Below are 13870 nucleotides of genomic sequence, written 5' to 3'. Positions count from 1 at the left end.
CCTTTTGTCAAGTCCTTAGCAGGTTTGAATAGTCCTTAGAGAATAATAGGACCAGTATAAAAAGTAACAAATATGAAATTTAACTTCAATCTACTTTTTCTTATTGGAACAATTTTATGCAGCGCTTGTAAAGAAAGTAGCACAAAAAGCAGTGCCCCTATTTCTGAAATTAAAGACTATAAAGGAACAGGAAGTATAACTCAAGGTTTAGCTGAAACAACAGTACAAGGTATATTCACCTGTGATCAGCCTAGAACAAGAGTAGTTGCTATGGGCGAAATTAAAGACCAAAGCGGAAAAGTTTGGATAGTTCCAGCCCAGAATAGTTTTACCACAGCAACAAAAGCATCAGATTTATATAATGAATGTAATGATGTTACACCAAGTACATTTTCAGATGTGGATTTGAGCAGCATTCCTGTTTCCGAAATTGATCCAGAGGGTGAAATAATTACAGGTTATTTATTTGCTGATAATTATTTTGAATTCTATATCAATGGTCAACTAATAGCCGTTGACCCCGCTCCTTACACACCTTTCAACTCTAGTGTTGTTAGATTTAAAGTAAATAAGCCATATACTATTGCTGTTAAGTTGATTGACTGGGAAGAAAACTTAGGGTTGGGATCTGAAAATTTACAGGGGAAATCATTTCAGCCAGGAGATGGTGGTTTTATAGCGAGTTTCAGCGATGGAACAATAACCAATAATCAATGGAAAGCGCAAACCTTTTATGCTTCCCCAATAAAGGATTTGAATTGTTTATCAGAAGTCGGAGAAAAAAGATTATCTACAAACTGCGATGAAACAGGGGTAGACGATGGAACTACTTTTTATGGTGTACATTGGGAAATTCCTTCCAACTCCTTTGAAACATCTTTCGATGACAGTAATTGGCCAAATGCAACTACTTATACCGAGGAAATAATAGGTGTAGATAACAAAATGGCATATATGAATTTCATAGAGAAATTTAAAGGTGCTGGTGCGGAGTTCATTTGGTCAACAAATGTTGTTTTGGACAATGAGGTTATCGTTCGGTTTACAGTTGAATAAAATTATTGCTCACAAGCTGCATGAAAAATAAATGACAGCAACCGCCATTTTCTAAATCCAGAGTAAGTGTTTGAACAACTACATAATTATTTAAGCGATGGCGCTGGTATAACCCCAAAGCAATTTGATTCGATAAAAAGAAATTTTGAACCAGGCATTTTGAAGAAAAATGAATTTCTTCTTCGCGCGGGGGAAACTTGTAACTATATGTATTTTGTCATTACAGGATGCATTCGGTTTTATACAACAAATCCTGAGGGAGATGAAATGACCCGCTATTTCGCTTTTGAAAACAAATTCGGAACGGCCCTAACCAGTTTTATTAATCAGCAGCCTTCTGAGGAGTTTATGCAGACTGCTCTTAGTACTGAAGTTTTGAAGATCAAAAGACAAGATTTCTATACTCTAGTGAATACTATACCAGAGATCAGCTCTATTTATAGAAACATGCTGGAACAGGCCTATATCATGTCACAACAACAAATCTATGGATTTCAAGGCTATTCTGCGCTTGAGAGACTTAAATGGCTGATGGCCCATCATCCAAAAATTTTAACTAAGTTATCTAGTAAAGTCATTGCCTCCTATCTAGGAGTTACACAATACACGCTAAGCAGATTGAAATCTGAACTCTAATCACTTTTTCAAAACGTTGCTATATGGCAACACTTTTATCTGTCTCATTCCTGTCCTTTGTATTCAAATGAATCCAACAATGAGGAATGCTAGTTTTGAGCTTAAGAAGCTAATAATTGTTTTAATAGCCTTTTTATTAAGTACCCTGAACAGCTTTGCTCAGCATAAGCAACCACCTATTCCTTTTGAAATATTTTTTGGTAATGAGGCAGTGTTTTCACAGCTAATTATAAATCGAGATTTTAGTCCGGAAAGCAAATTTTCGCTTTTCAGTTTAACGACCTACACATCTGGTTATAACCAAGATGGATATGAAAATGACCTCGCCCTTATCAATCAAATTACTTATGATTTGGGAAAAGGATTTGGTTTTATGGGTGGAATAAATGTTAATGCAGCAGTTGGCCTCACCCCTGTTATTGGCCCCAAGCATGTCTATGCTTCGCGTAAATTTTTGGCAGTATCCATCCTATCATATTCGGTAGATGGAAAGCATGACCTGAGCTTCTTTGGCTCGTATGAATTTAAGCCACCTCTAAACCGAAACCTGTCACTTTATACAAGATTTCAGGCACTATTGAATGAGAGTATTGGTGAAAGCCGACATAATAGAAGTTTTATGTATTTAAGAATTGGCTTGAAAAAGAGAAACTTAAATTATGGTCTTGGGGCCAATTTGGATCAATATGGTCCGGATAAAAACTTCACTGATAATTACGGCCTTTTTATAGGCTGGGACTTTTAACGAAAAGGGAAAACATAACTATTAAATGAAAAGTAACCAAGAAATAAGAAACTCAATGCGCGTTATCCATCGATATTTAGGGTTCTTCCTAGCGGGAATCATGTCTGTCTACGCTTTGAGTGGTATCGTTATGATTTTTAGAGAAACTAGTTTTCTTAAATCGGAAAATATAGTTGAAACTCAACTTGAGCCAAACCTGAGCGGAGGTGAACTAAGCCCAAAACTGAGGATGGCCGTTGTCATTGACGATAAACAAGGTGATGTTCTTTTCTTTAAAGATGGATCCTACAATCAGAAAACAGGTTTAGCCATTGTAAAAAAAATGGAACTCCCTTTTCTATTAGAAAAAATGGAAAGGCTACATAAGGCAACTACCAATAGTCCTTTATATTTTCTAAATATCTTTTTTGGCTTATCACTTCTATTCTTTGTCATCTCTGCATTTTGGATGTATGCACCTAAAATGTCAATATTCAAAAAAGGAGTTTACTTCGCATTGGCAGGTACGGTGCTGACCTTGGCTATGATTTTCATTTAAAGAGCTCCCAGTTGCTAACAAGCGCTATAACATATGCTTTGACTTAGCATTATTATTGTCAGAATGCATGCCTAACTTTTGTGATATTTGAAAGTTCACAGGAACGTGCTATATCCAGGACTTTAGCAATAATCGAAAATCCGTAATTGAAGAAAATTACTGAAGTACAGCTTATTGCAAATGGGTAGAAACGAATTCTGAAGGCTGAATTCAGAAAGCTGAAAAGGTATACTAATCACCAAATCCCCTAGATCGATCTAGGGGATTTTTTTGTGAAATAGCTTTTCTCGATCCTTTTCCTTGCAATAAAATATTCAAAGTCCACTAGATGGAATGGACGAAATTCATAATTTGTGTTCAACACCAGTCCACTAGCCTGTGGAAAAGGCCAAATTCAGACATTAAAATAGTGAGAGTTGTTGAATACATGTATTATGCTTCATCCCGATAGCTACTAAGACTAACCGCTAACCAATGCTAAACTTTTTTAGAAAAATTAGACAGAAACTAATGACTGAAAATAAATTGAGTAAATATTTTATCTACGCTGTTGGGGAAATAATTCTTGTAGTTATTGGGATTTTAATCGCACTGTGGTTAAATAATCTCAATCAAGAAAAGGTTAATGCGCAGGAAAGGGAGAAACTGAAAGCAGAGTTAATTTCAGAATTATCCGAAAACAAAGAATTCTTCAAAAACTATAAGGCATATGCCGAAGCATGTCGCAAGAAAGTAATCCATATATTAAATTTATCGGCAGGTGATAACACCAAATTACCTACAGATACCCTCCGAAAATATGCAATTGATATGATGCCTTTTCGGTCCATGTCAATCGATGAATCCAGACGAAATTCCGCCAAATCCGCTGGATTACTTCAACTATTAAATTCTGAAGAGATTAATGCTTTAGCAGAGTATGAGACAGTCTTAGAGAACTACAAAGAAGCTAGAAGAATCAATTCTGTTTTTAAGGAAGAAAACAGGACTCTTTTTCTCTATCTTAATAGCTTCGATGTTTTAGTGAAAGAAAACGACCTAGTAAAACATCCTGACTACAATTTATCTGATGATGAATTTCTCTCATTTTTAAAAGATAAAGAGACTTACAGAAAGCTAAACGACATTTATGTAAGCACAGAAGTAGATGTGCGTTGGTTGAATGGAATTATAGAAGATATTGATAGAACTATTGAAGCTTTAAACTGAAAAATTTCGACGAATAACGAACCCCGCTTCCCTTTGATTGCATAGGAGTCAGCTAAAGCGAATCCATCCACAATAATTAAAACCGCAATTGAGGGGAAAATTACGTGCAGAATCCTTAAACTAGCGAAATCCGGAAACTATTAAACTTCATAGAATTCATGACAATTGGAAAACATTTTTTGCTCGGTTTCCTGATGGTATTAAACAGCACCATTCTTTTTGCGCAGCAGGAAAATAAACCTGTTTCTAAATTAAAGGTCACCACATTGTCCACTATGTTGGTCAATGGAAAAGGTGTCGGAGAATGGGGTTATTCGGCATTAATTGAGGTAGACGGAAGGAAAATTCTGTTTGACACAGGCGCAAAACCTCAAACCGTTTTTCAAAATGCCCAAGAAATGAACATTGATTTATCGGATGTCCAAGATGTTTTTCTCAGTCATAATCATTGGGATCATATTGGGGGTCTACTCACCCTTAGAAAGGAGTTGAAAAAGCAAAACCCCAATGCGCTCAAAAGAATCCATGTAGGGGAAGGCATTTTTAGTAAGAGGATAAATTCCGAAAACACTATTTTGGCAATTAGAGAAGAATTAGAAGCCGATGGCGTTGAGTTTATAGTTTATTCAAATCAGCAGGAATTATTCCCTGGCGTATGGATCACCGGTCCAATAGATCGGATCCACGATGAGCGGAACTGGTCTGGAAATGGTAAAATAGAAACGGATAGCGGTATAGTGGAAGATACTATAGCTGAAGATCAATCCTTGGTAATTGACACACGGGATGGACTAGTATTGATTTCAGGATGCGGGCATGCAGGTCTGGTGAATACGCTGGATCATATTACCACAAATAGCGAAGGAGAAAAGGTTTTTGCGATCATTGGGGGATTCCATTTATTCAATGCCTCAGACGAGCATTTGGAATGGACAGCAAGTAAACTGAAGAATTTTGGAGTTTCGAAAATAATTGGAGCTCACTGTACAGGAATTAATGCGCTATATACTTTAAGGGACTTGCTAGATCTAAGCCGCAAGGATGCCGTTGTTGGATCTGTAGGAGATAGTTTTGATCTCATTACTGGTATCAATGCGGGGTCTATTGCAAGGTAAATGATTCGGATTCCATGAAGACCGATATCGCTGATTATGACCAACCAATAAGCTATGCTAAATTTTTTTAGAAAAATTCGACAAAAGCTACTCACTCAAAACATATCTGACGGGCAGGCAGGTAAGTTCAGCAAGTACTTGACCTATGCCATAGGAGAAATCATCCTAGTGGTCATCGGAATATTGATTGCCTTACAAATTAATACCTGGAATGAAAATCGGATCATTAACAATTCTCTGAAATAATCAAAGCAGGCTCTTCTGTATGATTTGAAACTAGATAGCACTCGATTAGCAGAAGACATTGAATATATCGAAAGCGATTTGGCTAGACTTTATTCATTTAATGAGAGATTATCAAATCCTAATGCTACCATGGATACAGTAGTGAAAATAGCGAGATACGAATATCTTCCATTTTTCAACCCAAGTAACGAGTTAAATAAGAGTACCATCACTTCGCTATTGAACACAGGAAATATTGAATATTTTGACGAAAACATTAAGTCCAGAATATTAAAGCACAATGCTGATCAGCTGGAATTACAAAAAGTTATGGATCAAAACGTTTCGATATTTTTAGGTTCTCAATATCCAAAAGGCCCGGTAATGCAAAGCGAAAATTCATTAATGCAATCAGCGGTGATTAAAGGGCCACTTCTAGAAAAATACTGGGCCAGTAAAAGAGATGATGAGTTTCTTGACAGAATGCTTTCTACACTGTCAGGAAAAATTTTAATGTATAATTTTCTCTTTGACTCCAAGAGACAATTGTTTCAAAAGACGAATGAAATGATTGATTTTTTAACTGATTTGGAGAATCATACTGATTAAGACTATTCAATAGAAAAGTATATCGCGATAGAAACTAAAATGATTACAGTATTCTGAAAAGTTATTAACTACTGGGACTAAAGCGTCTCAAAGTACAAGGGGTACTAACAGGTTTTACTGACTGCCATAGTCACGGGCAGAAAATTGTTTGAGTAGGGTGATGTGATAGAATTCTGGAGTTTTTAAACTTAATTGAGACTGAAATGGATGCCAAGGATTTAAACATACAAATGACATAAACCTTAACTTTAAAATTACTAGGTTTTGCTGTTTTGTGCTTCCTCCCAAGACTAATGACTAACGAACAATCTGCTATCCGTACCATTTATTTTAGCATCATTGGAAACACCAGCTTGGCTTTAATTAAAGGATTTGCGGGTTTCTTCGGTAATTCCTATGCACTCATAGCGGATGCAATAGAATCAACCACGGATATTTTCTCTTCTCTGCTTGTTCTATTCGGTTTGAAATATGCCAAGCGACCGGCAGATGAAAATCATCCTTATGGCCATGGCAAAATTGAACCACTGATTACATTTTTGGTGGTTGCCTTTCTTGTCACATCAGCTACGATTATCGCCTACGAAAGTATCCAAAACATCCAAACGCCGCATACTAGTCCTAAACCGTGGACCCTATTTGTTTTGGGCGGGATTATTTTATGGAAAGAAATTTCATTTAGACTGGTCATTAAAAAAAGCAAAGAAACTCATAGCTCTTCTCTAAAGGCAGACGCATGGCATCACCGAAGTGATGCAATCACCTCTATTATGGCATTTATTGGAATTTCGATTGCCCTGATTTTTGGAGAGGGATACGAAACGGCTGATGATTGGGCAGCTTTATTCGCTTCCGGTTTTATCCTTTATAATAGCTACTTGATTTTCAGACCAGCCTTGGGAGAGATTATGGATGAACATCTATATGATGATTTATTGGAAGAAATTCGAATTGAATCCCTAAAGGTTAAGGGCGTATTAGGTACGGAAAAATGTTTTATCCGGAAAGCAGGGATGAAATACCATGTGGATTTACATGCCATTGTAAATGGTGAAATTTCCGTAACCCAGGGACATGATATTGCTCATAATTTGAAGGATTTCCTGAAAAGAAAAATACCGAATTTGGGACACATCTCCATTCATATAGAACCCGATGCTTAAAAAGTAGCAACCAAAAAATGAAAGCAGCAATCAAAACGAAAGCTGGTGCTCTGAAATATTAATTACAATCTACCAACATGGACAATCATACTAAGCAAGACAAAAAAACCTATCCTGAAGGCCATTTTATTGGAATTTGGACTGTTTTAGGAATCGTAATTTTTTCTGGACTCAGCATCACTTATAGCGCAATAACTGAGAATTTTGGTTTGATTGGAATTGGACCCGCAATTGGAACAGCATTCGGATTTTCAATTGGACAGTCAATCGAAAACAAATACATAAGGGATGGAAGAATAAGATTATTGACTGAAGCGGAAAAAAGAAAGCGGAAAAACGCAATAATCTTTGGCATCATTTTGCTTTCATTGGGCCTTTTAGTTTTTTCAATAATTTTTATTTTAAAATAATAGTAGATAAAAGACATCAGTGCTCCTAGCTCGCCATTATTTGAAAATTCGCCTTATACAAAATGGGCTAACATAGAAACCAGAACTTTTCAAATCATTAAAAAATCAACTAACACCCTTTGACTTTTAATAGTAGAATATTAATTGTTCAAAGAATGGTAAACTTAAGCATCCCATTCATCATCATTTTAACAGTTTCTGCCTTTCAACACGACAAAAAGGAAAATCTTGAAAAGCTATTTTAAACCGAAAAAATGATTGATCAAGGCTATCTAACCGAATTACTTAAAACCATATAGATCATTAAGCGGGGGCCTATTCTATTGGCTGGCCGAGAAGGAAGTTGATAAGAGAACAGGGAAATTTCACCATTTCTAATGTGCTTAAACATTCAGAAATGGGAGTCAGAGAAACTTATCCTCCATTGATGAAAAAAGCGTTTAAAAATAAAGAATTACCTACTCGATAATCGGCAAGAGCTAAAGATTCGATCGTGATAGATAGGGGCTACTTGCAGATTTATAAAGGATGAACATAAAACCATCCAGAATCAAAGACGTTCAATGTTTGGCCTATTTTGCCACCAAAAAATATGGATAAACAGGGAGTAAAAATTGGCTTTGGCCACATCAAAGAATTTTTGGAGAATAGAAGGAACCCAATAACTTGGGGGTTACAGGAGAAATTCAAACGTACCGAGGACTTTGAAAAAAGCAAAATCAATAATCGCCCATTGTAAATCAGCTAAGAAATGAAGCGACTTTTCATATTTGGTTTACTTGCCTTAGGTCTAGGATGTAATTCCAAAAGAACCAATCAACTACTTACTGCATGGGGTTCTGAATCTCCAGAATACAGGATGGTTGGAGACATTAATGCTGATCCGAAACTAGACGATCCCAACTTCAAAGTTTGCGGTGGGGATGACAACGTTGCCCAATATTTTCATTTTGGTGAGGGTCTACATATCGATGGTGAGCAGCCAGCCATCGCTGACGCATTTTACAATAACTATAAGCCGGTGGATTCTGATCAGAGCGGCTGGATTCGAATTCGATTTATCGTAAACTGTGAAGGTGACACCGGACGATTTCGAATCACTGGATCAAATGAAAATTACCAACCACTGGAATTTGATCCAGCCATTACGGCACAGCTTCTAGAGATCACAAAGAACCTAAGCGGCTGGGCAATTCGAGAAAATGAATACGGCCCAATCAACTACTATCAATACCTGATCTTTGTAATGGAAAAGGGACAAATCAAAGAGATTTTACCATGAAGACATTACTAGTATTAGGTTTCTGCCTCCTTTTTGCCAATCAACTTTACGGACAAATCAACTGCGAGGTATACAAAAATTCAGGCGACTTGAAAAAATATGAAGCTTGTAAAATCGCCGAAGAACGAGCAGGTCACTACCAATTTAGCTTTGAATACCAAGATGCGCTTGATCGCGCTTTGGCTGTGGATTCTACTTTCTCATGGGCCTATCGATACAAATCCACAGCTTACCTCAAAAGTGGGGATTTTATCACTTGGAAAAAGCTGATGGATCAGGCTGTGTCCCTCGATCCTGCTGCTCACCTAGATTATCGAGGCTGGTGTAGATTTCAGTTTTTTAGGGATTACAAAGGGGCGATTGAAGATATTGAGCGATTAAAAAGTTTGGTGAACTACGATATTGGCTCCTCTCAAAATGGCTATTATCACCTAGAAATCGCTCGAGCACTTTGTTACAAGGGTTTGGGACAAAGCGAAAAAGCAATAGAAATAATCGAGGAAAAACTACAAGACACTGACTATTCACCTGGCCCTTACATCTACCTGCATTTGGGTGTGCTGTATCTTGAAAAGGGAGATTTGGATGCCGCCATTGAAACTTTGCAAAAGCAGGAAAAAATCAACGACCTAGCTGAAAACAACTACTATCTAGCTTTGGCCTATGCCAAAAAAGGTGACCAAAAAGCCTCTTCTGAAAGCCTCAAAAAGGCAAAAGAAAAATACACAACAGGGATGAAAATGTTTGATCCCTACGTGGTGCAGATGGATAAAATATATCTCAGAGATCTAGATGCCTTGGTAGCCAATTGATCATTCTAAACCAACCCCGCTATGAAAGCCATCACGATTTCCAAATACGGACAAGCCATCGATCTAAAATGGGAAGAAATCCCCAAACCTATTCCCAAAAAAGATGAGGTCTTGATCAAGGTTATGTGCACAGCGGTCAATGACTTTGACTGGAGCTATGTTCGTGGAGAGCCACGTGCCTATCGTCTGTTTTTTGGGATTTCTAAGCCTAAATTCCCAGTTCCTGGGATGGAAGTTTCAGGAGTTATTGAGCAAGTTGGGGAGTCGGTGAATGATCTGAAAATTGGGGACCGAGTGTTTGGTGACATCTCCGAGTTCGGATTCGGAAGTTTTGCAGAGTATCTCTGCGTGAAAGAAAAAGCTTTGGCAAAAATGCCGGATCGAATGAGCTTTGAGCATGCGGCATCCTTACCCCATGCAGGACTTTTAGCCTGGCAAGGCTTAGTGGATCTGGGAAAAATCCAAACCGGCCAAAAGGTACTGATCAACGGCGGTGGCGGTGGTGTCGGAAGTTTTGGAGTACAAATCGCCAAAAGCTTTGGCTGCCAGGTCACAGGAGTGGATTCGGCGGATAAATTCGAATCTATGAATGCTCTTGGTTTTGATACATGTATAGATTATAGAAAGGTGGACTTTACTAAAACAGGTAAGCAATACGATCTGATTCTTGACTGTAGGGCTACCAGATCTCCATTTGCTATTGCAAAATCTCTCACCCAAAATGGAACTTGCATAGTCATAGGCGGTACTGTGGGTGTAATGCTTCAGTTTTTATTCGCAGGCAAAATTGCTGAGCTCGGCTCTGGGAAATCTCTTAAAATTCTTCCTCTTAAAACAAATCAAGGCTTAGAAAAACTGAATGAGCGATATACCAATGGCACCTTAAAGTGTACTATTGACGGCCCCTACCCTCTAGCAGAAGCTGGAAAATGGATTCAATATTTTGGTGAAGGCAAGCACATTGGCAAGGTGGTTTTGAAAGCGACTGAGGATTCTTGATCCAAAATCTATATTTTAGGTGGCCTGTTGTCTGGCAAAAGTTTAAAACGACCCCAGTCCATGAAAAAAAATTTCTTGGTTTTATTTCTACTTCTGTTTTGGAGTATTTACGGTTTTTCACAAAGTGCCTGTCTGAATGAAAATTCGTTAAGAGCTCTTGATCTAGATTGGGAAAGAGCCCAACTGGAAGCCAATGTTGAATTCTTAGAATCTTTGCTTGCCGAGGATTTTATCTGGATTCACAATCACGCCTCTCTCACCGATGATAAGTCGGATGTCATCCAACGCGCCACTCGCCAAAAGGAAACTGGTGAAAACAATACTCGATCTCGAAAATCCCAAGATGTAAAGGTCATTATTCTAGCAAATACAGCTGTGGTCACGGGCACCACGATTGTAGACCGAGGCCCAAGCCCCACTGTTTATAATTTCATGCGAACTTATGTGGAAGTCGAAGGTAAATGCTTCCTGCTCTCCAACCACACCATGGCTGTTCCCGAGCAGGAATAAAACCTATCCATCCTTATTTTTATGAAAAAACACTTCCTAGTCCCAGTTCTACTTTTGATTTGGGCCTCCTGCTCCAGTCCGAGAATCACCAAGTCAGATATCCGGCATGCTCAAAAGATTTTTGGTATGGAATTCACTGCAGAGCAGATCTCTACCATGCAGGACTATCTTAATTCCAATCTTGAAGGCTATGACTCGATGCGACTTAATCCTCCTAGGTATGAAGTGATCCCAGCATTAACTTTCAGCCCTATGCCGAGTGGGTTTGAAATAAAAGATAGTCCCTCTGTGGTTGATTTCGACTTTAATGAAAAGGTCCTCCTGCCGGAAAACCGTGAAGATTTGGCTTTTTATACTGTAGCCGACCTTTCGGTTTTGATCAAAACCAAGCAAATCAGCTCAGTAGAATTGACCCAATTCTTTCTGGATCGAATCAAGAAATATGATGAAAAGCTCGAGGCGGTAATTACCATTACCGAAGAGCGAGCTTTGGCGCAAGCCACTAAAATGGACGAAGAACTGGCTCAAGGGAAGTACAGAGGACCTCTCCACGGGATACCTTACGGCACCAAGGATTTAATGGCCGTCAAGGATTATCCTACCACTTGGGGCGCCGAGCCATACCGGGATCAGGTGATTGATGAGACTGCAACGGTCGTGGAGAAGCTTGATGACGCGGGAGCAGTTTTGATCGCTAAACTCGTATCCGGCGCATTGGCTAGAGGGGACGTTTGGTTTGGGGGCAAAACCAAAAACCCTTGGGACCTAACTCAAGGTGCGAGTGGCTCATCTGCAGGCTCAGGATCGGCAACTTCAGCAGGGCTTGTACCCTTTGCACTGGGAACCGAAACCTTGGGATCCATTACCTCACCTGCGAATAGAAACGGAGTCACAGGCCTCCGCCCCACTTATGGAAGAGTAAGCAGAAAAGGCGTAATGTCACTCTCTTGGAGCATGGATAAGATTGGGCCACTTTGCAGATCAGCTGCAGACTGCGCTTTGGTTTTTGATGCCATCCACGGCACTGACCCGAAAGACCCTATGACCATCGCTGCTCCTTTTTCCTATTCTAACACATCGAAATTGGAAGGGGCAAAAATTGGGTATTTCAAAGAAGTCTTCGAAAATGATAGCTCTCTATCCAAGGACAACAATCTGGCGATGCTGGATAGCATTCGCAACATGGGATTTGAGCTTATCGAGCTAGAACTTCCAAAAACCATCAGTACCCGAGGTTTTGATATTATATTGAGAGCAGAAGCAGGGGCGTTCTTTGATGAGCTCGTACTATCAGGTGAGACCTCAAGTATGGTGGAGCAAGGCAAAAGCTCACGTGCAAATTCGTTAAGGCAATCAAGATTTATTCCTGCTGTGGAATATTTACAAGCCAATCGTCAGCGTCGAGTGATGATTGAGGCGATTCATCCCGTTTTTTCATCTGTAGATGTGATCCTTAGTCCCACGAATTACTCCAAGCAATTGGTCATCACTAATTTGAGCGGGCATCCCGCCTTGACGATTCCCACTGGTTTGGATTCAAAAAATCATCCAACCAGTATCACCTTGCTTGGCAACCTCTTTGAGGAGCAAGCTCTTTTGGAATTTGGTACCCTGATTCAAGAAAAAACTGATTTTCACTTGAAAAAACCGCCAGGCTTTGAGTAAATTATAATTCAAGATTAGTTGATCAATTTAAGTCAATAGCATGAAAAGAAGACCTTTTTTGAAAAGCCTTACTGCACTTGGAGGAACTTTGTCCTTGGGTAGTTTTGCTAAATTATCTGCTGAAGAATTTAAAAAGGATAGTTCCGAATTCAAGACTGTCTACAAATTTGCTACCGCCTCGGATGGTCATTTTGGCCAGCCAGACACAGATTTCATGACCTCGCATACAAATCTGATCACAGCGCTTCATCAAGAAGCTAATTTAGATTTTGTGGTATTCAATGGAGATTTGATTCATGATGAACCGGTCTTTATGCCTCAAGTGAAAAGCATGTACGATCGGCTTCGCTTGCCCTACTTTGTATCCAAGGGAAATCATGATCGGATCAGTGATGAGGAGTGGAAATTTCTCTGGGGCTCAGATCCTAATTCTTTTCAAATCTTTGACAACCAGTATGGGATTGTCTTGTTGAATTGCTCGAATGTGGCAGGAGATTATCTATGTGCTGATATGGACTTTGCCATCAAAACGCTGGATAGCCTTTTTATGCTACAACATGTCTTTGTCTTTATCCATATTTCTCAAAATGACTGGACAAGACATGGTGTGGCTTGTGAGGATTTCTTGAAACTGATTTCTGATTATGACAATGTAAAAGCAGTATTTCACGGGCATGATCATGATGTGGATGGAGTCATGTGGAACCGAAAGAAACCCTATTTCTGGTCCGGGCATTTTGGAGGCAATTGGGGAAATCCCTTCCCTAGTTACCGCGTGGTGGAGATAGATGAAATGGGAGTAGTCAGAACCGCCTTGAAGCGAGTTTCAGATGGTGAGATACTAAACGCCCATAGGCTTTAAGAGTTTCGTGAGACAGGTCACTAATTTTCAGTAA

16 protein-coding genes are annotated in these 13870 nt (G+C 39.0%); all 16 read left to right on the top strand.

The window, feature by feature from the left end; genetic code table 11:
- The first annotated feature begins 72 nt into the window (after positions 1 to 72).
- Positions 73 to 1056, top strand: a complete 984-nt coding sequence (locus tag ACFOSV_RS09805; protein WP_377905830.1) for a hypothetical protein — start codon at positions 73 to 75, stop codon at positions 1054 to 1056.
- A gap of 66 nt (positions 1057 to 1122) precedes the next feature.
- Positions 1123 to 1692, top strand: a complete 570-nt coding sequence (locus ACFOSV_RS09800; RefSeq protein ID WP_377905829.1) for a Crp/Fnr family transcriptional regulator — start codon at positions 1123 to 1125, stop codon at positions 1690 to 1692.
- A gap of 79 nt (positions 1693 to 1771) precedes the next feature.
- A complete protein-coding gene (locus ACFOSV_RS09795; RefSeq protein WP_377905828.1) occupies positions 1772 to 2437 on the top strand; it encodes a hypothetical protein in 666 nt (221 codons plus the stop codon).
- 25 nt (positions 2438 to 2462) lie between these two features.
- Complete coding sequence (locus ACFOSV_RS09790) at positions 2463 to 2975, top strand: hypothetical protein (RefSeq protein ID WP_377905827.1); 513 nt, start codon at positions 2463 to 2465, stop codon at positions 2973 to 2975.
- Between the two features lie 510 nt (positions 2976 to 3485).
- Positions 3486 to 4184 (top strand): hypothetical protein, encoded by a 699-nt coding sequence (locus tag ACFOSV_RS09785; RefSeq protein ID WP_377905826.1) that lies wholly within the window; start codon positions 3486 to 3488, stop codon positions 4182 to 4184.
- A 158-nt stretch (positions 4185 to 4342) separates the two neighbouring features.
- Positions 4343 to 5299: an MBL fold metallo-hydrolase gene (locus tag ACFOSV_RS09780; RefSeq protein ID WP_377905825.1), complete on the top strand. Its 957-nt coding sequence runs from the start codon at positions 4343 to 4345 to the stop codon at positions 5297 to 5299.
- 54 nt (positions 5300 to 5353) lie between these two features.
- On the top strand, positions 5354 to 5545 hold the full coding sequence (locus tag ACFOSV_RS09775; protein WP_377905824.1) for a hypothetical protein: 192 nt from the start codon (positions 5354 to 5356) through the stop codon (positions 5543 to 5545).
- A 24-nt stretch (positions 5546 to 5569) separates the two neighbouring features.
- A complete protein-coding gene (locus tag ACFOSV_RS09770) occupies positions 5570 to 6133 on the top strand; it encodes a hypothetical protein (RefSeq protein WP_377905823.1) in 564 nt (187 codons plus the stop codon).
- A gap of 293 nt (positions 6134 to 6426) precedes the next feature.
- Positions 6427 to 7296 carry a cation diffusion facilitator family transporter gene (locus ACFOSV_RS09765; RefSeq protein WP_377905822.1) on the top strand — a complete coding sequence of 290 codons (870 nt, stop codon included), beginning with the start codon at positions 6427 to 6429 and terminating at the stop codon, positions 7294 to 7296.
- Between the two features lie 77 nt (positions 7297 to 7373).
- Positions 7374 to 7706, top strand: coding sequence for a hypothetical protein (locus ACFOSV_RS09760; RefSeq protein ID WP_377905821.1), 333 nt, complete (start codon positions 7374 to 7376; stop codon positions 7704 to 7706).
- 751 nt (positions 7707 to 8457) lie between these two features.
- Complete coding sequence (locus ACFOSV_RS09755) at positions 8458 to 8988, top strand: hypothetical protein (protein ID WP_377905820.1); 531 nt, start codon at positions 8458 to 8460, stop codon at positions 8986 to 8988.
- Positions 8985 to 9800, top strand: coding sequence for a tetratricopeptide repeat protein (locus ACFOSV_RS09750; protein ID WP_377905819.1), 816 nt, complete (start codon positions 8985 to 8987; stop codon positions 9798 to 9800). Before ACFOSV_RS09755 ends, ACFOSV_RS09750 begins: the two co-directional genes overlap by 4 nt.
- Positions 9801 to 9821: 21 nt before the next feature.
- On the top strand, positions 9822 to 10799 hold the full coding sequence (locus tag ACFOSV_RS09745; protein ID WP_377905818.1) for an NAD(P)-dependent alcohol dehydrogenase: 978 nt from the start codon (positions 9822 to 9824) through the stop codon (positions 10797 to 10799).
- Between the two features lie 60 nt (positions 10800 to 10859).
- Positions 10860 to 11309 (top strand): nuclear transport factor 2 family protein, encoded by a 450-nt coding sequence (locus ACFOSV_RS09740; RefSeq protein ID WP_377905817.1) that lies wholly within the window; start codon positions 10860 to 10862, stop codon positions 11307 to 11309.
- A gap of 21 nt (positions 11310 to 11330) precedes the next feature.
- On the top strand, positions 11331 to 12974 hold the full coding sequence (locus ACFOSV_RS09735) for an amidase (protein WP_377905816.1): 1644 nt from the start codon (positions 11331 to 11333) through the stop codon (positions 12972 to 12974).
- 40 nt (positions 12975 to 13014) lie between these two features.
- The gene (locus ACFOSV_RS09730) at positions 13015 to 13836 is read left to right on the top strand and encodes a metallophosphoesterase family protein (protein WP_377905815.1); all 822 of its coding nucleotides are present in this window, start codon (positions 13015 to 13017) and stop codon (positions 13834 to 13836) included.
- Positions 13837 to 13870: the final 34 nt, after the last annotated feature.

Source organism: Algoriphagus namhaensis (assembly GCF_042649705.1).
GTDB lineage: Bacteria > Bacteroidota > Bacteroidia > Cytophagales > Cyclobacteriaceae > Algoriphagus > Algoriphagus namhaensis.
The sequence above is the reverse complement of the archived record's forward strand: the minus strand, read 5'-3'. Positions and strand labels throughout refer to the sequence as shown.